The organism is Leuconostoc sp. XM4, from assembly GCF_055698815.1.
Genome location: NZ_CP134507.1, coordinates 1,938,470 through 1,962,440, shown reverse-complemented (window position 1 = coordinate 1,962,440; position 23,971 = coordinate 1,938,470). Strand labels below are relative to the sequence as shown.

Here is a 23,971-nt window from a genome sequence, read left to right as displayed (position 1 = left end):
TATTTTATAACTACTACAATGAAAAATAACTTTCCAAAAATTCAGCTACGCCGTCTTCTGCATTGCTCTTAGTAATGTTTGTTGATACTTTTTTAATCGATGGGATGGCATTATCCATAGCTACTGAAACTCTGGCTAAGCTCAACATAGAGTAATCATTTGCTTCATCACCAAAGGCCATTAAATTATCTGGAGTCAATGACAACTGTTTGAGTAGTTTTGATAATGCAGCGCCCTTAGTAACCTTATTTGGAACAAACTCTAATAAATTTCTTCTTGATCTGACAAAATTTATATTTTTAGTTAGTATGGGCGTGTGTTGGAGAACGTTTTCTAAATAATTTAACTCTGCGTCCGTGGCGCAGACGACAAACTTATTAAACATCAGATCTGGAGTTAATTCAGATAAAAGTTTTTCTGAATAAGGAATAAGTTTCCCTACTAATTCAACATACCCAGATTTTCCAAAATCTTTAATAGAATATACGCTGTCTTGCGTAACAAGGTCAATTGGCAAACGAATATTATGTATTAAGTTAAACACTTCATCAACGTCTGAAAGAGTAAAGACATGATTGATTAGATTTTGATTTGTATATATGTTTTTGATAATTGCTCCGTTAAATAGAATGGCGTAATCATTATTTTGATTCAATTGCAGTTGTGAAAGGAAAGGCTGCACGTTGGGGAATGGGCGACCAGTGGTCAGCACTATGCTTTTTCCCATAGTGTGTAGACTTTGTAGAACTTTTATGTTCCTTTCGGATAAGGTTTTATTTGGCATAAGCAGTGTATTATCCATATCTAGGGCAATCATTTTTATTTTATTTGTCATTTGTTATTTTCTCCATAGGATTGATTTGTGATATAACAGTCTTAAGACGATCGAACTCACTTTCTTTCAATTCACTGTCGATTAGAAATGTTGGTTGTTTGGTACTGATTTCGGTAGATTCAGTAATAATTAAATCAAATTGATTGACATTGTTTGATGAATTATCAAAACTATTTAGCGCATGAATAGTCAGTGCGCATGGGACAGTACTGTTTTTTTCAATGACAGTTTTAAATAAGTTCTGGCTGTATATTGGCAGGGATGTAACCATCAATATGTTCAGTTTGGTCTCTTTTTGCTGAGATAGGCTGAAATTGTAGAATATCATGGCTAGGACACTGATTTGATCTGGAAGCAAACCGTAAGGAAATAAATGGTTATATAAAGCGCTATCAGTTAATTGATTTAGGGATTCTACAACATACTTTTCAAAAAGTGGTTCGTGATATAAATATTCGTAGACAGTAATATTCTGATAACGAACAGCGTACCAAAACGGTTTGAGTTGAGTCTGTATTTCTCGGATCAGTATTTTTCTTTCAGTATTTTTACTGGTGATGTGAGAAATAGTCATAAAAGCATCAACAATGTGCTCACTTAGAATCAAGAGGTCTTGAAACGAGTGTGAGCTAAAGTGATCATCCTGCTCTTTGGTAACACTAAGAAGTTGTAGTGTTAAAAATAGTTTCACAGAAGTTGGTATGTGAATCGAAAAATTAGTTTCTGCTACAAGAGCATAGTCTTGAATGATATTATGTTCTCGCCGATTTGTAAATGATGTAATATCAGAATCATTGAACAGCATTTCTTCAGTAATAGGATGATGGCTACTATACATTGAAGAAACAACAGAAAAAATAGTGAGTGTCAATGCATTAGAAATAGAGATACTTTTTTCCAAAGAATCTTTGTACATATTTTTCAATTTTTCACTGACTAGTAAAAATTTGGAGTGAGAGGGTTCTCCATCTAGTGAGTGAATAAAGTAGTTAAGCGGGTTTCTGTGACTTTGCAGTAGCATCAGACTGTTATATGCATGGACTAATAAATCATAGCGAGGTTCCTTAAACTCAAAACCATTTTTCTTAGAAAATTCAGGACGAAATTTTTTTCTCTTTTTTAAATCTGCGATATCGCGTAATACGGTATTTCTGGATACATCAAATAAAGATTGAAATGCAGATAGAGTCCATTTTTTTAAGGGGAGGGCAATACAAATATCCATGATCTGCTGCCGTTCATACGAAGTAAGGTATTCATCGGATGGCGCGTGTGATAGCTTATTTTTTAATACAGAAATTTGAGAATCTGAAATTTTTGTGCTTGGAACAAGAAAAGGTTGGTTTGATGAACGTAAATCGGAATTCGCTGCCTGAAGTAGATAATAAATTTTACGGCTAGACAAGTTCAAACGATTTGCCATGGTCTGTACGTTCGGTAATAGTTCTTGTGTGGCTATATAATTAATAAATTTCGCATAATTCATGTTTGACACTTGCATTTTTAATCGTTCCTCTCCTATATGTGAACAAATAATATCATCCCTAGTTTATGTTTATTTTACAATGTGGAAGAGAAGGTAAACAGTCTCATTAGAGCGCTCTTTTTGTGGCGGAATGGGACTGTTTTTTTATTTTATCATGTTTAATAATAGAGTTGTAGCAAATAATGTAAGCGCATACATTTAAAGTTTAGTTATTTATAGAAAGGGTTTAAATACTATGGTAAAAGCAAAGAATGTTCAAGAAGCAACACGTGAAAACTGGATTGAGAATACATTTCCAGAGTGGGGAACTTGGTTAAACGAAGAAATTGAAGCATCACAAGTACCGGAAAATAATTTCCGAATGTGGTGGCTGGCCAATAATGGTGTTTGGCTTAAAACACACGAAAATACCAACATTTTAGTAGATTTGTGGAACGGTACTGGAAAACAATCGCATGGGTCCGGTTTAATGAAAAAAGGGCACCAGATGATGCGAATGAGTGGTGTTCAAAAAATGCAACCCAATCTACGTTTGCAACCATTTGTTATTGACCCATATGCTATAAAAAACGTAGATGCACTCCTAGTAACACATATCCACTCAGATCACTTAGATATTAATACAGCAGCAGCTGTGCTACAAAATAGTAGCCCCGAAACAAAGTTTATTGGGCCTCAGGCAGTCGTTGATATCTGGGAAAGTTGGGGTGTGCCAGCTGATCGTACTGTTGTAGTTCATCCAGGGGATGAGGTCACGGTAAAATCGGTAACGATTAAAGCTTTAGAAGCCTTCGATCGCACAGCTTTATTAACGGTAGAGCCAGATGTGAAAATTAATGGTGCTTTACCACAGGATATGGACGAAATTGCAGTGAACTACTTACTTAAAACATCTGGTGGCAATTTGTATCATGCGGCTGATTCCCATATGTCTAATATGTTTGCTAAGCATGGTAATGAAAATGATATAGATGTTGAAATTATTAATTATGGCGAAAACCCAAGAGGAATTACTGATAAGGTTACGTCAATTGATGTACTTCGTTCAGCAGAAGATCTAAAGGCAAAGGTGGTTATTCCAGTTCACTATGATATTTGGTCTAACTTTGATGCTGATCCACAAGAAATTGTAAAACTTTGGCAAATGAAGAAGGACACGCTTAATTATCAGTTCCATCCATTTGTATGGAAGGTTGGCGGGAGCTATACATTTCCACAAGATAAGGATGAACTCCAATACCATTATGATCGAGGATTTTCAGATGTCTTTTCAACGGACAATGATGTGCCATTCCCATCATTCCTCTAAAGGAGCAATAAAATGACGATGCTTAAATATTTTCATGATAATGATTTGGTACGTATTTATGATGAGACACCGCAAGATTGGCGTGAAGCACTACGTATTGCCAGTGAAAATTTAAAGGAAAAAGAAATTATCACTGACGCTTATATAAATGAAATCATCAAAAACGTCGAAGTCAATGGGGCGTATATTGTGATAGTTCCAGGAGTTGTAATGCCACATGCATTGGCTACTGGACCCGGTGTTTTAGGTACAGGTATTGGCTTCGCTAAATTCAGTGAGATGGTGTCTTTTGAAGAAGGAAATCCAGAAAAACAAGGAAAACTATTTTTCACACTGGCTGCTAAAAACGAAGAACAACACTTAGAAAACATTCAAAATTTGATGGCTTTATTAATGACCGATGGCATGATTGAAGCGTTATCTAATATCGAAACACTAGATGATTTTAATCAAGTTATGAATCATTTTGAGAGTATCCCTGCAGAATAATGAGGAGAATAAAATGGATAGCATACTAGCAGGAATATTAAAAATTTGGGAATTCTTTGCTGATAATATTTTAACTCAGCCAGCATACATGATTGGTTTCATTGTATTGATTGGGTATATGTTGGAAAAGAAACCTTGGTATGAAAGTTTGGCTGGGTTTTTAAAAGCCACGATTGGTTATATGATTTTGATAGTGGGGTCAAACGGATTAGTAACCAGTTTTCGTCCGATTTTAACAGGTTTGAAAGATCGTTTTCATCTTACAGCGACAGTAATTGATCCGTATTTTGGTCAAAATGCTGTTACGGATGGATTAGAGAAAACATTTGGCCGTTCGTTTGGTGATGTGATGATTCTGTTGTTGATTGCATTTGTTTTTAACATTTTGCTCGTTCGATTTTCAAAATATACAAAATTACGAGCAGTGTTTACAACAGGAAATGTTCAAGTGCAACAAGCTGCGACAGCATTCTGGATTCTACTCTTTGCCATTCCTAGCTTAGGACGAATTGAAGTGCTGCTGGTGATGGGCGTGTTACTCGGTTTATATTGGGCGGTTGGATCGAATATGACCATCAAAGCAACACAACAACTTACAGATGGTGGCGGATTTGCCATTGCGCATCAGCAAATGTTTGGAATTGCTTTGGTTGCGTGGATTTCCGACAAAATGAAAAAGTCTTCTGATAAAAGCAAAAATAAATCAGCAAAACGTTTAGAAGATATAACGCTTCCTGGGTTTTTGAGAATATTCAATGAAAACATGGTAGCAACGGCTATCCTGATGTTCTTGTTCTTTGGAATCATCATGGTTGTGTTAGGAGAAAACTATTTTCATCAATTGTTTATTACTAGTAAGGGGACTTCAGGATTAGCCCAAGGAACTAGTTTCTTCTTCTACATTTTGACTACATCATTGGGATTTGCTGTCAATTTGGCAATTTTACAACTAGGGGTTCGTACCTTCGTTGGCGAATTAACTGAAAGCTTTACAGGTATCAGTGACACAATCTTGCCAAATTCTGTGCCTGGAATTGATGTGGCAGCAACATTTGCTTTTGGAGAACAAAACGCAGTAACAATCGGTTTCTTGTTTGGTGCATTGGGCCAATTCTTAGCTATTGGTGCATTGATGATCTTTCATTCACCAACAATTATAATTGCTGGTTTTATCCCCCTCTTCTTCGATAATGCGGTCTTTGGTGTTATTGCCAATAATCGTGCGGGTGCAAAAGCGGCGATGATATTACCCTTCTTCTCAGGCATTATTCAAGTAGTTGGCGCTGCGCTAATTTCAACATGGATTGGTATGTCTAAGTTTGGTGGTTACTTGGGTATGTTTGATTGGGATACGGTTTGGCCAGTGTTTACAGTTATTTTGAAATACTTAGGTTACTTTGGAGTAGTGCTGGTAGCGGCAATCTTACTCTTGATTCCTCAACTAGAATATCGTAAAGATCCAAAAAACTATTTCTTAATGGTTGAGGATTACGATGCATATAAAGAAAATAAGGGAATTGAATAAAACAATTTGTAATTAAAAAGAAATGGAGAAATTATTATGAATATTTTAGTATCTTGTGCCAATGGATCGGGTACCAGTTTGATGATGATGAAGAGTGTTGAAAAATCAATGAAAAAACTAGGTATTCCAATCAGTAAGATTAATCATACAAGTATTGCTGAAGGAAAGTCGACAGCAAGTCAGTATGACGCAGTTTTCACACCTTTAAACTTTGTCAGTATGTTTGAAGATGCCAGTAAAAAAGGTGTGACGGTCGTTGGTGTGAAGAATGTTATGAGCGATAAAGAAATCACCCAACGCATCATTGATGAAACAGATTTTGAAGAAAAATATAAAAAGTGAGGATATGATAATGACGAAACCTAATTTACAAATAGCCTTAGATCAAAATACATTGGCAGATGCAGCAAGAATTGCTCATCTAGCAGGACCAATTGTCGATATTGTAGAAGTTGGGACAATTCTAGAATTACAAGCAGGCCAGCAAGCCATTCGCGTACTGCGAGAAATGTTTCCAGATAAGATTATTGCCTCTGATACAAAATGTGCTGACGCGGGGTCGACAGTCGCACAAAATTCTAAGGATGCTGGGGCTGACCTGATGACAGTAATTGATTCAGCTACAATTGCAACAATGAAATCAGCTAAATCTGTGTTGGATGGCATTCAAGTTGAGCTCTATTCAGCATGGAACTGGGACCGGGCTAAAGAATGGCAAAAAATTGGTATCGAACAAGTCATTTATCATCAAAGCCGAGACGCATTATTAGCAGGAGAGGTTTGGGGTAAAAAAGATTTGGACATTGTAAAACGTTTTGTGGATATGGGGTTCAAAGTATCTGTTACAGGTGGACTAAATATCGATACGATTAAATTATTCAAAGGCGTTCCCGTATACACATTTATTGCTGGTCGTGCAATTACAGGGCAAAAGGATCCTGCTAAGACAGCCCAAGATTTTCAAAATGAGATTAAAAAGTTTTGGGCGTAACGATGGCAAAACTTGGAATTAACGAGAAGTCATTACCTTTTCAGATGTCTTGGCGAGATAAACTCAATTTAGCAAAAAAACATGGATTCTCTTTTGTAGAAATCTCAATTGATGAGACAGATGAACGTATTGAACGCTTAGATTGGAACAAGGAACAACGGTTTCAGTTAGTTCGAGATGTGTACGAAACAGGCATACCAATTGATACAATGATGCTGTCCGCGCTTAGAAAATATCCTCTCGGATCTGAGAATCCAAAAATATACGCTCAAGCATATAACATGTGTAAGAAAGCAATTATCTTGGCTAAAGACCTGGGAATCAGGAACATACAGATTGCTGGATATGATGAGTATTATGGTTCTAAGACAGTGTTAACACGTGAAAATTTCATTGAAAACTTGCAGCGGGTAGTTGATTTTGCAGCTGAAAACCAGGTTATGATTTCCATTGAGACAATGGATGACACTTTTATTAATTCGATTGCTAAGGTGAAGAAGATTAAGAAATCCGTTGTTTCACCTTGGCTTCAGGCATATCCAGATTTAGGCAATATTTCAGCTTGGCCTGAAAATAATCCAGGAGAGGATTTGACAGAAGGATTAGACAGTATTATTGCTATACATGTTAAAGATACGCTAGCTGTTACGTCAAATACACCAGGAAAATTTAAAAACGTACCTTTTGGAACAGGAAATGTTGGATTCTTAGGATTATTTAAGACGTTAAGACGACTAGATTATCAGGGTACATTTACAATTGAAATGTGGTCTGAAAAGGAGAACGATTGCATTAATAAAATTGAGAACGCTCATGATTTTATAGTTGATTTACTAACCGAATCTGGAATTTTCATCGAGGTGTAATTATGTTAGAAAAGCTTAAAAATGAAGTTTATAAGGCTAATATGGCGTTGCCTAAATTAGGATTAGTAACATTTACATGGGGAAATGTCTCAGGCATTGATCGTGAAAAAGGGCTATTTGTAATAAAACCCTCTGGCATTGAGTATGACCAATTAAAACCTTCCGATATGGTTGTGGTTAATTTGGACGGAGAAGTTGTAGAAGGTAATCTCAATCCATCTAGTGACACGCCTACACACGCCTATCTATACCAACACTTTTTAAATATAGGTGGTATCACGCATACTCATTCACCTTGGGGCGTTTCGTTTGCTGCGGCAAAAATGGATATCCCAGCTGTCAGTACAACGCACGCCGATACATTTTATGGGGATATTCCTTGTGCACCGGCCCTAAGTGAAGAGGAAATTAAGACGGCCTACGAACTAAATACTGGGAAAGTTATTGTATCAGAGTTTGAGCATCGTGGGCTTGACCCAGACGCGACGCCTGCTGCCTTGGTCAGTCAACATGGCCCATTTACATGGGGCACGACCCCAGAGAAATCCGTATACAACGCTAAAGTGCTCGAAGTATCGGCAGAAATTAGTTACCATGCTTTGCAGTCAACAAGATCAGAAATTCATGTTCCGCAATACTTGTTAGATAAACATTATTATAGGAAGCACGGCGATAATGCCTATTATGGTCAGTCATCAACACAATCAAGAAATCACATTACGCACGCCTAATATAATAAAAAAGGCCTACGTAAATCAATAAAATGAACCCGATAACTTGAACAAATTAAATGTTCGTAAAGTTAGCGGGTTCATTTTAGGTTTCGTAAAATAGCTTACCTTCCAAAGGAGTAATGATTAATTTAAAAAATTATTGACAAACGTTTACCATTGAGGTTTAATAGTATTCATGCTTATAAAAAAATGAATTATGTGAAAATATTGTGAACATAGTGCAGAATACAGCCTTTAGATTTCAAAATTTAGAGGTTTGCAAGGAAGTATGGAAGATAACAAGCATCGCGGTATTGCAAGTGGGTTAAAGTGTAATATTAGCTTATTAATTGGGGGTATATAAATGTTTGAAGATGTTAGATTACAAGGACAAATATTAATGGAAATGGCAACATTTCTAGGGGATTCGTATATAAGACCAGTGTCAATAGCGCTTGTTATACAAGACCTTGGAGGTACTGAGGAAACTTTTTCCAATGTATTAACAAGAACACATATGTTAGTACATAATAATGACATTAGTCAATATACCATAGCTGATTTTAAAGCATTTTATCAGAAAATAGAGCCAGAAATATTTAAAAATGTTAATGATGTAATTATTATTAAGGTATTAAATGGTTTGGCAATTATGTACATTGATGACTTATACCCAATTGCCAAGTATTTAACACAAACATATCAACTAGATAATAAACTACCTGGTATTTAATTATAAAAACCTCTACAACTGTAGGGGTTTTTATTTTAAAAGTAAGTAATTTCACAAAACGTTTTGACATACGTTTGTCATTCGTGTTTAGATAGTAATTTATGTTTATAACAAAATATAAATACTAGGGGGAAATTCTTATGAACATGTTTAAGTCTACAGCCTTATTTTTAGGTAATTTGGGAGTAGTTGGTGCATCTGGTTTTGCGGTTGATTCTAAGGTATCAGCTGATACAATAACAAACACTTTTCAAGTAAGCAATTCAGTTGGTGCTAGTCAATTTGCAGAAAGTAAAGTGCAAATGTATAGTGGTGGCGGAGCTTCAAAAGGACGTTGAGAATATTCACTGCTCAACCATTTGCTCTTTTTTATAATAGAACTATTGATACATACAAATTGGTCCAAGTAACTTCTTTTACTGACCACACAGTTAATGTTATTATTGATGGATATCAACAAACTTATGACCGATGGTTAAAAGGGCAATATGCCCCAGGACGTTAATTTAAAGGGATAGAGAGGCTATGTTTAAATCAGACAAGCGGAATTATTTAAATAAATTTTTGAAAAACCATCAAAAATTAAGCAGTGATGAGAAAAAAGTGATATTAGATACTATTGAAGAATTGAATAAGCCTAATTCACTACAGTATCGTGAAATTCAACAGACTGTTAATAAGCTCCAAACCATGTCTCTTAGTGGGCCTGTCTGATGAAGGTAAAATATTACTTCAAGAACTTCACAGACAAGATTGGTTCTATGGAATATTATATAATTTACGTTTTTTTGGTTGAAGATAACTAAAAAGCTCACATTACTTTGTGGGCTTTTTTGTATATATTAAAATTTTTGTCAATATAATCAATCTTAAGACATTATAAATACATTTGAATATAAACATGTGCTTAAAACGTTTTTATGGGCTTTATATAAACGATTAGGACTACTTATTACGAATAATTCTTACAATAGTGATGTAAATAGCTAATATTATTAATATACTAGGTGAAATCATATTTACGACATTATTACTAACTATTGCATCAGTCAGCAGTAAACACCCTAAAATAAACATCAGTAACGGATTGTACTTATATAACCATTTTTTCATAATTAGTCCTGCCCACTATAAAAGCCAATTAATACTGCTATTGCTGATCCAAACATTAATTTATATCCTTTGAATAAGAATGGACTAATAACTAATATTACCATAGCAACATAAAATAACATGTCTTTATGTCGCTTCTCTTCGTACCATTTCTTCATAGGTTCTCCCAAAAAAATTTATTTAAATTATTTTATCATATAAATTTGCATTAAATTATGTAATATAAAAGTATTAATTAGTAAACTAATGATTTACTGATATAAAAATTTAGGAGGCAGATATGAATAAAGAACGAGTACTCATAATTAAGTTGAGTGAAATCAAGAATGAAACAGGGTGGCTAAAAAAACGTGTTTCAGGTGCTTGGCGTATTAACCTTGACACAATAATCAAGAAAAACATTACTCATGTTGTTGCTATGTATCAACAAAAGGTTGTAGCTGATTATAGCTTAGGTGACGAAGCAGGGTATCATTTAACTGGTGATGATGCAGGACGTGTATGGTTTAAATTGATTGATTATACTGGCAACGTTCCTCTCAAAGGCAAACGATTCGACTATAAAACAGCTAACCCAGCAACAACAAAAGATTTACAAGAGTTGTTAGAACTTGAAGTTAAATAAAAAAAGCACTCATACTCGTTAAACTAGTAGAGTGCCTGAGCATTAAACATAATAAAGAATATGAAGTGGTCCATAATTCAATCTCATCATCATTTGATTTTTATTTTGCACCACAACAGTCTAAAACACGTTCAAAGTAATATAAATAACGGTATTGTGGGGGATAAATAATTCGGATATGGGTAGGCTCGTGCCCGCAAGTGATCGGCAAAAAAAGTGACATATAGTGGCCTATAACGACTTTGATAATGTCAAAAACATTTGATATTATCAAATATAATATACTATATTATATATGTTAAATCTTTTTTACATTAGCTGAGGAGAAATTTATGAATAAAGGATATTTTGCATTATGGATAATAGGGATTGTAGTATTTATTTTTGACATAGGAATTGTAGCATCTTTACTAAGAAAAGGTGATGAAAGAAAACATATGATTATTTTAAAAAGTGGTTGTTTTTCTTTTATCGTTGTTATTATTTCTTTGACGTTAAAATGCTTGACATTCCTATTAGGTCCAATTTTAAATATTCAATTTGATAATTATACAAATCACTCTGATGATTTTTTTTCACTAACATTTGCAGTTGTTACGTTTTTATTCGCAGTGCGATATAATCGTAACAAAATGGGTGACTGAGGCGGTTATTTTGGAAAATTTAATTAATCAGTTACGAAAAAAAAAGTATTTATCTCAAGAAGAATTGGCAAATAATTGTGAAGTTTCTAGACAAACAATTAATGCGATTGAGAATAATAAGTATGACCCAACTTTAATTTTGGCTTTTAAGTTAGCGAAAGAACTTAATTCTACCGTAGATAAATTATTTATTTACGAAAAAAATGATTAAGTTGTGTTTTTATAAATACAACTTAATTATTTTTAAAGACTTAACATAATTAGCATTACCAAAATAAAGAGATAGTATGTAAACATTTTAGGGGGAACTGAACTATGAATGATGAAATCGATTTGTTAAACCAAATTACGGATCTAATTTTGGACGAAAGCATTAACCAAACAGAACGGGAAGCTCTGATAGTAGCAAAATTAAGTTTGGAAAATAATCAATATCTACCTAAAATAATTGCTGATTTAAAAACAGACTTAACACCATTAGCCATGAAAAATAGTCTTTCTAAACCTTTGTCCCCGTTTTATTTACAGATAATAAGCCAAGAATTTGCTGACAAATATCAAGGTCTTGGTTATGGCTTTGGTATGAATTTTGGTAACCACTAAGTTTATACCAAATTTAGGGGCTATTCAAAAAAATAATCCCTCGAAAAACCCGTTAAAACAACCCCTATACTCTGATTGTTGAGTATAGGGGTTGTTTTTTAGTTAAATGATATAATAATTCTCGAAGTGGAGGGCTTATATGTCTAAACAAAAACTATCAATACAGGAAAAAAATAATAAACTAGACGTTCAGCTAGACTTACTTCGTCACTATGCAAAAATGTTTGACTCTGGTGTAACTGATATGGCGCTACCAATGGCTACACAGGTTCGCGTTCTAATACATCAAACCCACAATTCAAACTCTTTACTAAATCAACTAGATTTAATAAATAAATTTAAAGCTTGGCATTCACCTAACAGTAGCTTTTCTCCCAATAATTTATTGCCTTCTTGGGATCTGTTGATGATGTCAATTGGGGCGGAAGGTGCTTCTTACATGCCGTTAGGAAGTAAGGAAGTATTTAATAATCGTCGAGACAGCTCTGATAAGATTCTTTCAGAAGTTTTTTGTCCTGTGGAACTGTGGTGGCAACAAATTGTGTTTGCACAACAATCAGAATATATTTCTCGTAGAGATATTGTATTATTCATAGCTAATAAAGATGGTGGATCACATGTAGATGAAAAAAAAGATCCTATTGACGATTTTAAAAAGTCACAATTACTCGGTTTCTATGATCAAAACGGGAATTATCCTAACGGTAATCCCCTATATTCTGCTATGCGTCAAATTGTAGAAGAATTATTAGTATCATTTGAAGTATTTAAGACGCACAATACCCTAACAACTCCTGGGTTTAAACAAAAAATTGAGTTCTTAGATCTATCGGAAAATGAAAATAAGAGGCATTTATATTTTAACTTTCTGAGAGATATCAGTGATAAGTCGAAAGGTCAAAATAGTTTTCAGATTAAAGAATTTACATTTAAATATTATGGTAATAGTAATTGGTCATTCCTTGAAAAGAGTAAGCCAAGCAAGGATATCCCTATTATTGAGGTTAAATAAATATGCAACAAAATGTACTCCATAAAAGATTCTAATGTCTTGAAAATGATCAAAAATACCTTATTTGATAGTTTTCGTGCTGGATGTCGTAACTACACCGTATTTCAAGTTGGGGAAGCAACCTTACTACGGGTGAGTGATGTTATGATAAAAGGCTAATGTGTTTAACGCAGATGTCACGATTAAGAAAAATACGTTTACCTACAATCAAAAAAATTGGTATTTATCGTGTCTACATGCAGTCTAACTATAATATCGGACTTGTCATGCAATTATTAAACCATTCTAGTGAAGCGATGACTTTAACTTATTTAGGTTTGAATCAAGCAAGTCGTGAAATAATTTTAGATTAAAGTAATTTTGTTAACTCTCAATAACATGATGAAACCTAATATTATAAGGATTGGTAAGGACTTTCTATTGCTAAAATAGCGACGGGGTATTATGTTTAATGTCATAACAAGGACCAGGAGGAAAGTCGTGATATTTCATAATTTGATAAAGGAAAAAAGACAAAAAATGTCTTTAACACAAATGGAGTTGGCTAATAAGTTATTAGTATCCAATAAAACCATATCTAATTGGGAGACCGGTAAAACATTGCCAGATATTGAAAATATTATTTTAATATCTAAGTACTTAAACATATCGTTAGATGATTTGTTTTTAGGAGACGAAACGATGGTCGGAAAATTAAGAGAAAATCAACAGGAACGCAAATTTTATCGTATTGTTACGATAAGCTTAATCAGTGCAATTATAGTTGGAACTATCGGTTATTTATTTTTAAAACTGTTCTATTCATCGAATATGATTTTAATTGAATCTAACCTATCTGGTTATTTATCTATTCCAATGTTTATTCTAATTATCTACATTCTGACAAAAATTAACTGGCATTCATTGATTAGCATTTTAAATAAAAAGATCATCATTGCCATCGGCTTTCTTCTATTTTTGTATGCTATTATGCCAGTAATGGACATTGTAGACGGTCTGATTAGAGGCTTTGTCGGATCTGGTGTTAATTAAATAACAGGGGGAAAAGTGAATAATACTAGTAACTCACTATAGTCAGCATTATAAAAAGCAAATACTAAGTAAATCATATTAGGTATTTTCTTCTTTGTATAATCTACGTAAAGTCATCAAAATCAATATATCTCGAATAACACGATACTACTTCTAGTTAAAGTGCTTGATGAACGTCTATTCTTTCATTCATACTAATAAAAATAAGTTCAGAGGTATGTCATTTTCGAGTAGTTTAAAACAATTGCGGTTGTCTCATAATCTGTTACTAGGGGTCAAAGAAAGACCCTATGCAATCAAAAATAATCTTTTGTTTTGTTCCGGAACCATTTAAAGAACCCGATAAATGATATAATAATTTAAGATAATCATGATGTTGAGTCAATTCTTGGGGGATATATGTTAATTCGGGATATGGTACGAACTAAGCCAATTAGTTGGTTATTATTCATATTTGGTTCGGATATTATGATGACATATGGTTTGTTGTTATATCAAGGATCAACACGTTTTAATCCCATGCGAGATTATATAACGATATTGAAGTTTGTTTCTATGGATCTGGTTAGTTTTGTATTTATCATGCTTTTTTTCGATTGGTTACATGTTAAGTTTTTTCAGAATGAATCGGAAAACTTGTTAGATAAAGTATTGCGAATTGGTGGCAATACGATGGCTGCGTACTTTGGCTGGTTTGCAATTGGTTTTGTTCTATTACAGTTGTTTAGTAATTTTCAAGTAAAGCAATTTTGGTTGTTAACGCTTGTGTCAGGCATCTTAGCAATTATGAACTGGTTGCTAAGATGTATAACGCCAATAAAGTTTCAATTAAATCCAATGGGAGCAGATGACAACTAATCGTCGTCTGCTTTTTAGTTAGAGGGCACATGCTATAATAGAAAATATGCAAACTGCGAATCCACAAACAATTTTAAAAGAAAAATTTGGGTACGATAACTTTCGAGCTGGTCAGCTAGATGTTATTAATAAAGTACTCGCACATAAACATGCTTTAGCTATTATGCCAACTGGTGGTGGAAAATCAATTACCTATCAGCTACCGGCAATGATGTTTGAAGGCATTACCTTAGTCATTTCCCCATTAATTTCGTTAATGAAAGACCAAGTTGACGGGCTGAACACCATGGGCATTCCTGCGACGTTCTTGAATTCGACAGTTGATGGGCAAGAACAAGCACAACGTATGTCGGACCTAAGACATGGCCTTTACAAAATGTTGTATGTTGCGCCTGAACGACTAGAGGTCCCTAGCTTTTTTAGTTTTGTTCAAAGTCTCAATATTGAGTTAATTGCTGTTGACGAAGCCCACGTTTTATCACAATGGGGACATGACTTTCGTCCGAGTTATCTGAATATTCTACCTTTGTTGGAACAAATTTCTGGACATCCAGCAGTTCTTGGTTTGACGGCCACCGCAACAGAGCGTGTTCGTGAAAACCTACAACAATTGTTACAAGTAGACGATGATGATACGGTCTTGACCGGCTTTGCGCGAGATAATCTGGCTTTGAATATTGTACATAATCAGGACAAACGAAAGTATGTGGTTGAATATTTACAAAAAAATCGTGAACAAACTGGTATTATTTATGCAGCAACACGTAAGCAAGTTGATGAACTGACCACTTATTTGAATAAAATAGGCATTAATGCAGGTCGTTACCATGCTGGATTATCTGAAAAGGAACGTCAAAGACAGCAAGAAGCGTTTCTATATGATGAAAATCCAGTTATTGTGGCTACAAACGCTTTTGGGATGGGTATTAATAAACCAAATGTGCGCTACGTAATCCATTACTCCGTCCCGGGAAACATTGAGGCATATTATCAGGAAATTGGCCGTGCGGGTCGTGATGGGTTACCCGCCGAAGCTATATTATTATATGCACCACAGGATATGCATCTGCAAGAATTCTTTGTTCAAAAGTCAGAAGGTTCAGAAGAACACAAGCAAAATGAATATGACAAAATTCGAGAAATGAACGCTTTTGCTAATACGCAAACTTGCTTAGCACGGTATTTATTGCAATACTTCGGTGAAACGGTGACAGAAGATTGTGGTCATTGCTCGAATTGTTTAGATACGCGCGAGTGGGTTGATGTTACGGTAGATGCGCAAAAAGTGCTGGCTAATGTGATGCGTATGAATCAACGCTTTGGTAAAACGATGGTCGCTAAGGTTTTAAAAGGATCAAATGATGCTAGTGTGCGTAAGTATGAGTTTTTACATGATTTACCAACGTTTGGTTTGATGAAAGAGCGAACGCTAAAAGAGTTGACGCGCTTTATTGACTACTTAACGGCTGAAGGATATTTACGTTTCGAGGGAGCAGAGTTTCCCGTGTTAAAAGTAACATCGTTAGGGGCCGAAGTATTAAAAGGTGAAATTGAGATTAAAAAACGTCTTGAGAAGGTACGTATTGTCAGTCAGAAAGTGACTACTGATGATTTGAAACTTTCCGACGAAGATAATCGTCTGTTTGCAAAGTTAAAGGAAAAACGTTTAGAATTAGCTCGGGCCGCTGGTTTGCCACCTTTCTTAATATTCTCAGACAAAACGTTAATGAGTATGGCACAGGCGCGTCCGCAAACTGATACAGAGTTCTTAGCAATCTCTGGTGTGGGTGAAAAGAAGTTTGAAATTTATCATAATGATTTTGCAAAGGTTATTAATGATTTTATTGCAGTTTAATCATAAACGTATTGACAAATATTCATAATTATCTTAAGGTATTATTAGGATATTAAAATCGTTGAAGCGAAGAGTAGATAACGAGCGGAAATTCAAGCGAGTCAGGATAGTGGAAGCTGACATGAAGCAGTTTATTGAAGATGAACGTGGATGATATCGTGAGATTTAAGTTGTTAAGTTTCGCGGTCGGTTAGCGCCGTTACAGTATGAGAGCATGTATTATGCTAAATCTGGGTGGTACCACGTTTTTTACGTCCCTGTTAATCTGTATGATTAACAGGGACTTTTTGTATTTCTTACGATTTTTATAACCTACTAGAAAGCCATTAATAAGATGACCGAGGAATTGAAAATGACAAACAATCATTTAGTGTTACAAACAGATTTTGGATTACAGGATGGTGCGGTAAGCTCCATGAGAGGTGTTGCCTACAATGTTGCCGATAACATTGTTGTTAGTGATTTAACACATGGTATCACGCCATTTAATATCTTTGAAGGGTCGTTTCGATTGTTTCAAACTTTTGACTATTGGCAACCGGGCACAGTTTTTGTATCTGTTGTCGACCCTGGGGTTGGCTCAAAACGTTTGTCAGTAATTGCCAAGACGACAGCTGGCCACTATATTGTGACACCAGATAACGGCACTTTATCGCATCTATTATCTAATGATTTAATCGAAAGTGTACGTGTGATTGATGAAACAACACAACGCCTTCCCGGTTCAGAAAAATCATCAACATTTCATGGGCGTGATATTTATGCTTATAATGGGGCTAAATTAGCTAGTGGACAAGTAGTATTTGAAGACTACACGGAAGAATTATCAGTTAGCGATTTGGTACGTTTACCAATTACACCTGGTGTTTATCAAGAAACGGTTTATGGGCAACCACAATTAGTGGGTAATATTGATATCACTGATGTCAATTTTGGTTCGCTGTGGTCAAATATTCCCCTACGCGAATTTGAAAAGATGAATTTGCAATATGGTGATACCCTGCGTGTTCAAATTAAATGTGATGGTAGTTTGTTATTTGATGAGGTGCTACCATATGTGCACACATTTACCGATGTCAATCCTGGCGAACCGTTAATTTATATTGATTCAGTGTATACAGTTGCGTTTGGTTTGCATACTGGTAGTTTTGAACAAACGTACCATGTGGGTGCTGGCCAAGGATGGGCTGTTTCATTAACCAAAGAAATATGATAGTCTCAAAGAAAAGGAGAGAAAAATGAAAGAAAATAACAAAAAAACAGGATTATCGGTGCGTTCAGTCGTTGCAACTGGTATCGGCGCTGCTGTGTTTTTCATTTTAATGAAGTACATTGCTATTCCAACTGGTGTGCCAAATACTAATGTTAACGTCGCTGAAGGCTGGTTAGCATTGATTGCTGGTTTATTTGGTCCAGTTGTTGGCTTTTTAGTTGGTGTTATTGGACACACAATTACTGACGCGACCTATGGTGCCCCTTGGTGGTCATGGGTCTTAGCTGATGGTGTGTTTGGACTATTACTTGGTTTGAGTAAAAGATTCTTGGACCTCGAGGGCGGGGATCTTTCAACAAAAAAGTTAGTTCAGTTTAATGTTTGGCAAATAATTGCTAACGTTATTGCATGGTTGATTGTTGCGCCAATCGGCGATATATTAATATACAAACAGCCAGCTAGTAAGGTGTTCTTACAGGGCGCAGCGGCAACAATTGTTAACATTTTGTCTGTCGCTATTATTGGCTCTATTTTACTAGTGGCTTATGTCAAGTCACGTCCTAAGAAGAGCTCATTGCGTAGTGAATAAGTAGCCACGGGCTACGTACATAGGGGAAAACATGGTAGAACCATTTATTGATTTTCAACATGTGACATTTAAATATCACGCGCAATCTGAACCGACGTTACATGATGTGAGTTTTCAAATTTATCCTGGTGAAAAAGTTTTAATAGCCGGTGCATCTGGTTCGGGTAAAACAACATTACTGCGTTTACTGAATGGTTTAATTCCGCAAGCCTATCAAGGGGATATTACTGGTGAACTGACAATTAATGGTAAAAAGATCCTAAATCAGTCGTTGTTTGACCTATCTTTGCAAGCTGGTACTGTTCTTCAGGATTCTGATGCGCAATTTGTGGGCATGACGGTCGCCGAAGATATAGCTTTTTCTCTTGAAAATGATAATCAGCCGATAAAAATTGTCAGAGAAAAAGTCGCTAAATGGGCCAATCGATTTGGGTTAGGAAAACGTTTGACGTTGGCACCGCAATCATTGTCTGGTGGCCAAAAACAACGTACTGCTATGGCAGGTGTTTTGGTTGATGAAGGGGATCTATTGTTATTTGACGAACCATTGGCTAGTCTTGATCCAGCTGCTGGTGCGGCTGCAATGGCACTGATTGATGAACTGCAACAAGAACGTAATATGACAGTGGTTGTGATTGAACATCGGATAGAAGATGTGTTACGTGCTCATGTTGATCGTGTAATTGTCATGGCACATGGTAGAATTGTCGCTAATGACACGCCTACTGCCATTATCCAAGCAGGCGTGTTGTCTGCAAATGGCTTAGACGAACCACTATACATACAACTATTACGCCGAGCAGGCGTTCCAGTGAATAAAATACCTCACGTAGCAGATGTTGAAAAAGTGGACGTTTCAAACTTTAGGGACCAAATTGAAACTTTGGCAGAACCAGTGCAGACAGTCACTCATGATGACAAGCAGTTGTTGGTCCAAAATTTAACCTTTGCGTACGACCAGCAAGAACCATTGTTTGAAAATTTGTCGACATCAATTCATGAAGGTGAAATTCTTGGTATTGTGGGCAAAAATGGATCAGGTAAAACAACTTTGTCCCACCTATTAACTGGCTTTTTGACACCCAGTGGGGGAGATATTCAATTAGATGGACGTTCGCTGCTAAGCGATTCTATTAAAGAACGGGCCGACCACATAGGCTATGTTTTGCAGAATCCTAATCATATGATTACGAAAGCAACAGTATTTGATGAAGTTGCCAGTGGGCTGCGATTGCGTAACATTGATGAAGAACAAGTAACGGAACGTGTGCGTGAAATGTTACAACTTGTCGATCTTGATGGTATGCGTAATTGGCCCATTTCTGCATTAAGCTTTGGGCAAAAGAAACGGCTTACAATTGCGGCTGTTTTGGTTTTAAAACCAGAAATTCTAATATTAGATGAACCAACAGCTGGACAAGATGCAACGCACACGTCTCAGTTACTCAGTTTCTTACAGAATATTAACATTACGAACCATACGACTATTATAATCATTACTCATGATATGCATTTATTAGCAAACTTTGTTCAACGGGCTCTGGTTGTTGTTGATGGGCAAATATTGGCGGATACAACACCAGCGGAGTTACTTGCAAATGAAGCATTAGTTGACGCTGCTAGTTTGCGAACTACCAGTATTTATCGTTTAGCCCAGCGTCTTAGCATTGTGCATCCAGAAGAATTAAATGCAGCTATAAGGAAATAAGATGGATAACTCACTTTTCGGATATAAAGCAAGAAATACTTGGATTAATCATGCTACGGGTACCGCCAAATTAGTTGGCTTTTTAGCATTAACAACAATTGGCATGATTTCTTATGATACGCGTTTTTTAATTGCTTTAACAATATTGTCATTTGTTTTAATTAAAATGGCTCATATTAAATATCAGGAATACGCGCTACTTTTAAAGTTGGTATTATTCATTGGTTTGATTAACCTTGTGATGATTACCGTTTTGGCCCCTCAATATGGTGAACAATTATATGGTACAAAACATGTGATGTTTGGTAGCGGTTGGTTTACAATTACGCAAGAACAGTTGTTTTACGAATTTAATCTTCTACTAAAGTATTTATTCTCATTCCCGCTGTCAATTGTATTGCTTTTCACCACTAATCCTAGTGAGTTTGCTGCTGGGTTAAATAAAATTGGCGTACCCTACAAAGTAGCGTATGCCGTTGCAATTACCTTGCGCTATATTCCTGACGTACAGAGTGATTATCGAACGATTAGTTTGGCCCAACAGGCACGTGGCTACGAAATATCAAAAAAATCTAGTTTAATCCAACGGATGAAGGGGACTGTACAAATTATTCTACCATTAGTATTTTCAAGTTTAGGTCGGATTGATACGATTAGCCAAGCTATGGAATTGCGCCGCTTTGGGCGCTATAATAAACGTTCATGGTATCAAGAACAACGTTTTTCCATGCGTGATGTGGCTATGATTCTATGGTCGACATTGATTGTCGTGATTGGCGTCTTGCTATTTATAACTAATGGAGGTCGGATGTGGAATCCTTTCAAATGACAGCTGAACAGTGGCAACAAAAGTCGCAATTGTACAAATCAGAATTATTGACTGACTTGTTACAGTTTTTATCAATACCATCTGTGTTAGATAAAACAACAGCTAATGTTCAACAACCTTTTGGAGCAGGTATTGAAACAGCACTACAATTTCTAGTTGATATGGGCAGACGTGACGGGTTTAAAGTTGAGCGTGTCGCGGATAATATGGTTGTTGTTATTGACTATGGACCAGAGGATGCAACGGAAACCTTTGGGGTCTTGTCACACGTTGATGTTGTTCCTGGTGGGGATGCATGGACGATAACGTTGCCATTTAGCCCTAAAGTTATAGGCAATCGCTTGTATGGACGTGGTTCACACGATATGAAAGCTGATTTAATAGCTAGTTATTACGCTTTGAAGCAATTAAAAGATGCTGGTTTTCAACCACGAAAAAAAATACGTTTGATTTTTGGTAGTGATGAAGAATCTGATTGGCGTGATATGCGGGCCTATTTGGATCAAGTAGGTGAACCGACGTTTGGTTTTTCACCTGACGGAGCCTTCCCGGTTGTTCCTGGTGAAAAAGGTGTTCTAACCTTATCAATTCAGTTTAAAGGCACAACATTGGGTGAGTGGAAACTACATCGATTTCAGTCTGGGGAACGAGATAATGTTGTACCAGGGACTGCAGTTGCTGATGTTGAGCTGCCTGATGGTGTGGATATCAATGGGTTTTTAGCTGCGTATGAGCGTTATCTCAAAGATACACTAATGATTTCGGGTATAGGTCAATATGATGATGGTCATATTATATTAACACTGTATGGGAAATCTGTTCATGGCGCTTACCCAGAAGATGGTTTGAATGCGGCAACGTATTTGGCTAATTTTTTATTAAACTATAATTTTGATGATCAAGCGCATGGATTCTTAGAGTTTCTTGGTTTGACAAATCATAAAAACGTTTTCGGTGAAAAGCTCGGATTGATTTATCATGATGATATTATGGGTGACTTAACAGTAAATGTGGGTAAGATTTTATTCCAAGCTAATGCTGATAGTGAGATTCGGATCAATTTCCGTTATCCAATGGGCATAACGGAAACCGCTATTTTGACACAAGTTCAGCGACATATGGGGAGCTTGAACGCCAAAATATTTAAGCAGGAAGCTTTTGGTACACATCCGCACATGGTAGACCTCAGTGATCCAATTGTGACAGTACTTGCGGATGTTTATGCTCAGCACACGCATACGCAAAAGACATATAAAATTTCTAATGGCGGCTCGTATGCACGCTTATTGAAACGTGGCGTAGCTTTTGGTGGGCAATTTCCTGATGTACCAGTCATGAGTCATCAGCCAAACGAATATGTACTGGTAGATAACATCCCTAAGACGCAAGCTATTTTCGCGCAAGTAATGTATGAAATGACTCGATAACGAAGATAAATGAGTTCGCAAACTTAACAATGCGGGCTTTTTTTGCATAAGCAGATAGGTAGTTAATGTAATTCGACAGCATATCTATATAAGTAAGACAGACAAAAAAATCGTATTATAAGTTACCAGTGGAAATAATTCTGATAAACACTTGAAAAGTAAGGCTATATTGTAGTACAATTAGTAGTTGTGAATGCACAATTTGTGCGATCACTCCTTGCAGCCAAGGCTGCCAGAGACCAAAAGGAGGAAATAAAATGGCTACATCATACGAAATGACTTATATTGTTCGCCCTGATTTGGATGCGGATGCTAAGAAGACTCTTGTTGAGCGCTTTGATGCAATCTTGACAGATAATGGTGCAACAATTCAAAAGTCAGCCGACTGGGCTACTCGTCGTTTTGCATACGAAATTGCTGGTTACCGTGAAGGTACATACCACATTATCAATTTTACTGCAGAAGACGATAAGGCTATCAATGAATTTGATCGTTTGGCAAAGATTTCTCAAGACATCTTACGTCACATGATTGTTAAGCGCGACGCAGAATAAATTTAAATTTTCACTGGGAAAGGAGCGTTAATTATGATTAATCGAGTAGTATTAATTGGGCGATTGACCCGTGATGTTGAATTACGTTACACACAATCAGGTGTAGCAGTCGGTACGTTTAGCTTGGCGGTTAACCGTCAGTTCACCAACGCAAGTGGTGAACGTGAAGCTGACTTTATTAACGCCGTTATTTGGCGAAAAGCAGCTGAAAACTTTGCAAACTTCACTGGAAAAGGTGCACTTGTGGCCGTTGAAGGTCGTTTACAAACAAGAAATTATGAAAATAATGCTGGCCAACGCGTTTACGTGACGGAAGTTGTTGTTGATAATTTCTCATTACTCGAATCTCGCGCTGAAAGTGAAAAGCGTCGTTCTCAGAACGGATCATCGGCATCTAATAATGGTGCTGACAACTTCAGCGGATCAAACGATCATTCGTTTGGCGGTAATGACAACTCATTTAACGGTGTTGATCCTTTTGCAAGTGCGAGTTCAAACTCAAATACGCAATCATCAGCTTCGTCAAATAGTGCCCCTAATCCATTTGCGGCTAGTGGCAATACAGAAATTGATATATCAGATGATGATTTACCATTCTAAAATAAATTAAACACTACGAAAGGAGCTTTATTATGTCAGAACAAAACTCACGTCCACAAAATTCAGAACGTCCACAACGTTCACGTCGCCCACAAGGCGGTCCACGTCGTCGTCGTAAGGTTGATTTTATCGCTGCTAACCACATCGAATATATTGACTATAAGAACACTGAATTATTAGAACGTTTCATCTCAGAACGTGGTAAGATTTTACCACGTCGTGTGACTGGTACTTCTGCAAAAAACCAACGCAAGGTAACTACTGCTATCAAGCGTGCACGTATCATGGCTTTGTTGCCATTCGTTACGGAAGATTAATTCCTAAAAGCCTGAGGCGGTTTGCCTCAGGCTTTTTTGTATATT

At 36.2% G+C, this 23,971-nt stretch carries 29 protein-coding genes and 1 pseudogene; 27 read left to right on the top strand and 3 right to left on the bottom strand.

The window, feature by feature from the left end; translation table 11 throughout:
- Window positions 1-13 precede the first annotated feature (13 nt).
- Together RHP64_RS09925 and RHP64_RS09920 are read right to left on the bottom strand one after the other, a co-directional pair.
- Window positions 14-835: a Cof-type HAD-IIB family hydrolase gene (locus RHP64_RS09925; protein ID WP_025268565.1), complete on the bottom strand. Its 822-nt coding sequence runs from the start codon at window positions 833-835 to the stop codon at window positions 14-16.
- Entirely contained in the window at window positions 825-2,336 is a 1,512-nt protein-coding gene (locus RHP64_RS09920; protein WP_025268564.1) for a BglG family transcription antiterminator, read from the bottom strand. The genes RHP64_RS09925 and RHP64_RS09920 overlap by 11 nt, the downstream gene beginning before the upstream one ends.
- Before the next feature lie 220 nt (window positions 2,337-2,556).
- Between RHP64_RS09920 and ulaG the strand changes: the two genes are divergently transcribed.
- From ulaG to RHP64_RS09870, 10 genes are all read left to right on the top strand, one after another.
- Complete coding sequence (gene ulaG, locus RHP64_RS09915; RefSeq protein ID WP_025268563.1) at window positions 2,557-3,630, top strand: L-ascorbate 6-phosphate lactonase; 1,074 nt, start codon at window positions 2,557-2,559, stop codon at window positions 3,628-3,630.
- A gap of 12 nt (window positions 3,631-3,642) precedes the next feature.
- A complete protein-coding gene (locus tag RHP64_RS09910; protein WP_011680520.1) occupies window positions 3,643-4,119 on the top strand; it encodes a PTS sugar transporter subunit IIA in 477 nt (158 codons plus the stop codon).
- A gap of 13 nt (window positions 4,120-4,132) precedes the next feature.
- Window positions 4,133-5,644, top strand: coding sequence for a PTS ascorbate transporter subunit IIC (locus RHP64_RS09905; RefSeq protein WP_025268562.1), 1,512 nt, complete (start codon window positions 4,133-4,135; stop codon window positions 5,642-5,644).
- Between the two features lie 36 nt (window positions 5,645-5,680).
- A complete protein-coding gene (locus RHP64_RS09900; protein ID WP_011680518.1) occupies window positions 5,681-5,986 on the top strand; it encodes a PTS sugar transporter subunit IIB in 306 nt (101 codons plus the stop codon).
- Window positions 5,987-5,996: 10 nt separating this feature from the next.
- The gene (locus tag RHP64_RS09895; protein WP_014325222.1) at window positions 5,997-6,635 is read left to right on the top strand and encodes a 3-keto-L-gulonate-6-phosphate decarboxylase UlaD; all 639 of its coding nucleotides are present in this window, start codon (window positions 5,997-5,999) and stop codon (window positions 6,633-6,635) included.
- A 2-nt stretch (window positions 6,636-6,637) separates the two neighbouring features.
- Window positions 6,638-7,501, top strand: coding sequence for an L-ribulose-5-phosphate 3-epimerase (locus RHP64_RS09890; protein WP_025268561.1), 864 nt, complete (start codon window positions 6,638-6,640; stop codon window positions 7,499-7,501).
- Between the two features lie 2 nt (window positions 7,502-7,503).
- The gene (locus RHP64_RS09885; RefSeq protein ID WP_025268560.1) at window positions 7,504-8,232 is read left to right on the top strand and encodes an L-ribulose-5-phosphate 4-epimerase; all 729 of its coding nucleotides are present in this window, start codon (window positions 7,504-7,506) and stop codon (window positions 8,230-8,232) included.
- Between the two features lie 346 nt (window positions 8,233-8,578).
- Entirely contained in the window at window positions 8,579-8,947 is a 369-nt protein-coding gene (locus RHP64_RS09880; RefSeq protein ID WP_014325219.1) for a hypothetical protein, read from the top strand.
- A 140-nt stretch (window positions 8,948-9,087) separates the two neighbouring features.
- Window positions 9,088-9,285, top strand: coding sequence for a hypothetical protein (locus RHP64_RS09875; RefSeq protein WP_014325218.1), 198 nt, complete (start codon window positions 9,088-9,090; stop codon window positions 9,283-9,285).
- 187 nt (window positions 9,286-9,472) lie between these two features.
- Window positions 9,473-9,661 carry a hypothetical protein gene (locus RHP64_RS09870; RefSeq protein WP_223825242.1) on the top strand — a complete coding sequence of 63 codons (189 nt, stop codon included), beginning with the start codon at window positions 9,473-9,475 and terminating at the stop codon, window positions 9,659-9,661.
- A gap of 401 nt (window positions 9,662-10,062) precedes the next feature.
- Here the strand turns inward: RHP64_RS09870 and RHP64_RS09865 are convergent, their stop codons facing one another.
- Window positions 10,063-10,218: a hypothetical protein gene (locus RHP64_RS09865; protein ID WP_014325216.1), complete on the bottom strand. Its 156-nt coding sequence runs from the start codon at window positions 10,216-10,218 to the stop codon at window positions 10,063-10,065.
- 122 nt (window positions 10,219-10,340) lie between these two features.
- Between RHP64_RS09865 and RHP64_RS09860 the strand changes: the two genes are divergently transcribed.
- The 17 genes and pseudogenes from RHP64_RS09860 (at window position 10,341) to rpsR (ending at window position 23,926) form a co-directional block, all read left to right on the top strand.
- A complete protein-coding gene (locus tag RHP64_RS09860; protein WP_025268559.1) occupies window positions 10,341-10,685 on the top strand; it encodes a hypothetical protein in 345 nt (114 codons plus the stop codon).
- Window positions 10,686-11,017: 332 nt separating this feature from the next.
- Window positions 11,018-11,329, top strand: a complete 312-nt coding sequence (locus RHP64_RS09855; RefSeq protein ID WP_025268558.1) for a hypothetical protein — start codon at window positions 11,018-11,020, stop codon at window positions 11,327-11,329.
- Window positions 11,330-11,339: 10 nt separating this feature from the next.
- The gene (locus RHP64_RS09850; RefSeq protein WP_010280515.1) at window positions 11,340-11,540 is read left to right on the top strand and encodes a helix-turn-helix transcriptional regulator; all 201 of its coding nucleotides are present in this window, start codon (window positions 11,340-11,342) and stop codon (window positions 11,538-11,540) included.
- A 104-nt stretch (window positions 11,541-11,644) separates the two neighbouring features.
- Window positions 11,645-11,932 (top strand): bacteriocin immunity family protein, encoded by a 288-nt coding sequence (locus RHP64_RS09845; RefSeq protein WP_010280513.1) that lies wholly within the window; start codon window positions 11,645-11,647, stop codon window positions 11,930-11,932.
- Window positions 11,933-12,071: 139 nt separating this feature from the next.
- Window positions 12,072-12,944 carry a hypothetical protein gene (locus RHP64_RS09840; RefSeq protein WP_025268557.1) on the top strand — a complete coding sequence of 291 codons (873 nt, stop codon included), beginning with the start codon at window positions 12,072-12,074 and terminating at the stop codon, window positions 12,942-12,944.
- A 12-nt stretch (window positions 12,945-12,956) separates the two neighbouring features.
- A pseudogene (locus tag RHP64_RS09835) lies at window positions 12,957-13,297 on the top strand (site-specific integrase).
- A gap of 91 nt (window positions 13,298-13,388) precedes the next feature.
- The gene (locus RHP64_RS09830) at window positions 13,389-13,976 is read left to right on the top strand and encodes a helix-turn-helix domain-containing protein (protein ID WP_220457714.1); all 588 of its coding nucleotides are present in this window, start codon (window positions 13,389-13,391) and stop codon (window positions 13,974-13,976) included.
- A gap of 399 nt (window positions 13,977-14,375) precedes the next feature.
- Window positions 14,376-14,834, top strand: coding sequence for a hypothetical protein (locus tag RHP64_RS09825; protein WP_025268555.1), 459 nt, complete (start codon window positions 14,376-14,378; stop codon window positions 14,832-14,834).
- Window positions 14,835-14,880: 46 nt separating this feature from the next.
- Window positions 14,881-16,689, top strand: coding sequence for a DNA helicase RecQ (gene recQ, locus RHP64_RS09820; protein ID WP_025268554.1), 1,809 nt, complete (start codon window positions 14,881-14,883; stop codon window positions 16,687-16,689).
- 352 nt (window positions 16,690-17,041) lie between these two features.
- Window positions 17,042-17,902 carry an SAM hydrolase/SAM-dependent halogenase family protein gene (locus tag RHP64_RS09815; RefSeq protein ID WP_014325209.1) on the top strand — a complete coding sequence of 287 codons (861 nt, stop codon included), beginning with the start codon at window positions 17,042-17,044 and terminating at the stop codon, window positions 17,900-17,902.
- A gap of 25 nt (window positions 17,903-17,927) precedes the next feature.
- Complete coding sequence (locus tag RHP64_RS09810) at window positions 17,928-18,491, top strand: ECF-type riboflavin transporter substrate-binding protein (RefSeq protein ID WP_002815489.1); 564 nt, start codon at window positions 17,928-17,930, stop codon at window positions 18,489-18,491.
- Between the two features lie 31 nt (window positions 18,492-18,522).
- Window positions 18,523-20,199: an ABC transporter ATP-binding protein gene (locus tag RHP64_RS09805; protein WP_011680506.1), complete on the top strand. Its 1,677-nt coding sequence runs from the start codon at window positions 18,523-18,525 to the stop codon at window positions 20,197-20,199.
- 1 nt (window position 20,200) lies between these two features.
- Entirely contained in the window at window positions 20,201-21,028 is an 828-nt protein-coding gene (locus RHP64_RS09800; RefSeq protein WP_011680505.1) for an energy-coupling factor transporter transmembrane component T family protein, read from the top strand.
- Window positions 21,025-22,455 carry a dipeptidase PepV gene (gene pepV, locus RHP64_RS09795; RefSeq protein WP_025268553.1) on the top strand — a complete coding sequence of 477 codons (1,431 nt, stop codon included), beginning with the start codon at window positions 21,025-21,027 and terminating at the stop codon, window positions 22,453-22,455. The genes RHP64_RS09800 and pepV overlap by 4 nt, the downstream gene beginning before the upstream one ends.
- Window positions 22,456-22,712: 257 nt before the next feature.
- Entirely contained in the window at window positions 22,713-23,009 is a 297-nt protein-coding gene (gene rpsF, locus RHP64_RS09790) for a 30S ribosomal protein S6 (RefSeq protein ID WP_011680503.1), read from the top strand.
- A gap of 33 nt (window positions 23,010-23,042) precedes the next feature.
- Complete coding sequence (gene ssb, locus RHP64_RS09785) at window positions 23,043-23,609, top strand: single-stranded DNA-binding protein (protein ID WP_002815494.1); 567 nt, start codon at window positions 23,043-23,045, stop codon at window positions 23,607-23,609.
- Between the two features lie 32 nt (window positions 23,610-23,641).
- Window positions 23,642-23,926, top strand: coding sequence for a 30S ribosomal protein S18 (gene rpsR, locus RHP64_RS09780; RefSeq protein WP_004911134.1), 285 nt, complete (start codon window positions 23,642-23,644; stop codon window positions 23,924-23,926).
- Window positions 23,927-23,971: the final 45 nt, after the last annotated feature.

Excerpts from the sequence above, each read along its gene's own strand:
- RHP64_RS09845 (WP_010280513.1), top strand. The coding sequence starts at position 11,645 with ATGAATGATGAAATCGATTTGTTAAACCAAATTACGGATCTAATTTTG.
- RHP64_RS09825 (WP_025268555.1), top strand. The coding sequence starts at position 14,376 with ATGTTAATTCGGGATATGGTACGAACTAAGCCAATTAGTTGGTTATTA.
- RHP64_RS09865 (WP_014325216.1), bottom strand. The coding sequence starts at position 10,218 with ATGAAGAAATGGTACGAAGAGAAGCGACATAAAGACATGTTATTTTAT.
- RHP64_RS09900 (WP_011680518.1), top strand. The coding sequence starts at position 5,681 with ATGAATATTTTAGTATCTTGTGCCAATGGATCGGGTACCAGTTTGATG.
- RHP64_RS09920 (WP_025268564.1), bottom strand. The coding sequence starts at position 2,336 with ATGCAAGTGTCAAACATGAATTATGCGAAATTTATTAATTATATAGCC.
- pepV (WP_025268553.1), top strand. The coding sequence starts at position 21,025 with ATGACAGCTGAACAGTGGCAACAAAAGTCGCAATTGTACAAATCAGAA.
- RHP64_RS09885 (WP_025268560.1), top strand. The coding sequence starts at position 7,504 with ATGTTAGAAAAGCTTAAAAATGAAGTTTATAAGGCTAATATGGCGTTG.
- RHP64_RS09830 (WP_220457714.1), top strand. The coding sequence starts at position 13,389 with ATGTTTAATGTCATAACAAGGACCAGGAGGAAAGTCGTGATATTTCAT.
- RHP64_RS09855 (WP_025268558.1), top strand. The coding sequence starts at position 11,018 with ATGAATAAAGGATATTTTGCATTATGGATAATAGGGATTGTAGTATTT.
- RHP64_RS09805 (WP_011680506.1), top strand. The coding sequence starts at position 18,523 with ATGGTAGAACCATTTATTGATTTTCAACATGTGACATTTAAATATCAC.
- ssb (WP_002815494.1), top strand. The coding sequence starts at position 23,043 with ATGATTAATCGAGTAGTATTAATTGGGCGATTGACCCGTGATGTTGAA.
- RHP64_RS09895 (WP_014325222.1), top strand. The coding sequence starts at position 5,997 with ATGACGAAACCTAATTTACAAATAGCCTTAGATCAAAATACATTGGCA.
- RHP64_RS09875 (WP_014325218.1), top strand. The coding sequence starts at position 9,088 with ATGAACATGTTTAAGTCTACAGCCTTATTTTTAGGTAATTTGGGAGTA.
- RHP64_RS09880 (WP_014325219.1), top strand. The coding sequence starts at position 8,579 with ATGTTTGAAGATGTTAGATTACAAGGACAAATATTAATGGAAATGGCA.
- RHP64_RS09925 (WP_025268565.1), bottom strand. The coding sequence starts at position 835 with ATGACAAATAAAATAAAAATGATTGCCCTAGATATGGATAATACACTG.
- RHP64_RS09800 (WP_011680505.1), top strand. The coding sequence starts at position 20,201 with ATGGATAACTCACTTTTCGGATATAAAGCAAGAAATACTTGGATTAAT.
- RHP64_RS09815 (WP_014325209.1), top strand. The coding sequence starts at position 17,042 with ATGACAAACAATCATTTAGTGTTACAAACAGATTTTGGATTACAGGAT.
- RHP64_RS09890 (WP_025268561.1), top strand. The coding sequence starts at position 6,638 with ATGGCAAAACTTGGAATTAACGAGAAGTCATTACCTTTTCAGATGTCT.
- RHP64_RS09860 (WP_025268559.1), top strand. The coding sequence starts at position 10,341 with ATGAATAAAGAACGAGTACTCATAATTAAGTTGAGTGAAATCAAGAAT.
- RHP64_RS09905 (WP_025268562.1), top strand. The coding sequence starts at position 4,133 with ATGGATAGCATACTAGCAGGAATATTAAAAATTTGGGAATTCTTTGCT.
- RHP64_RS09910 (WP_011680520.1), top strand. The coding sequence starts at position 3,643 with ATGACGATGCTTAAATATTTTCATGATAATGATTTGGTACGTATTTAT.
- RHP64_RS09810 (WP_002815489.1), top strand. The coding sequence starts at position 17,928 with ATGAAAGAAAATAACAAAAAAACAGGATTATCGGTGCGTTCAGTCGTT.
- rpsF (WP_011680503.1), top strand. The coding sequence starts at position 22,713 with ATGGCTACATCATACGAAATGACTTATATTGTTCGCCCTGATTTGGAT.
- RHP64_RS09870 (WP_223825242.1), top strand. The coding sequence starts at position 9,473 with ATGTTTAAATCAGACAAGCGGAATTATTTAAATAAATTTTTGAAAAAC.
- recQ (WP_025268554.1), top strand. The coding sequence starts at position 14,881 with ATGCAAACTGCGAATCCACAAACAATTTTAAAAGAAAAATTTGGGTAC.
- ulaG (WP_025268563.1), top strand. The coding sequence starts at position 2,557 with ATGGTAAAAGCAAAGAATGTTCAAGAAGCAACACGTGAAAACTGGATT.
- RHP64_RS09840 (WP_025268557.1), top strand. The coding sequence starts at position 12,072 with ATGTCTAAACAAAAACTATCAATACAGGAAAAAAATAATAAACTAGAC.
- rpsR (WP_004911134.1), top strand. The coding sequence starts at position 23,642 with ATGTCAGAACAAAACTCACGTCCACAAAATTCAGAACGTCCACAACGT.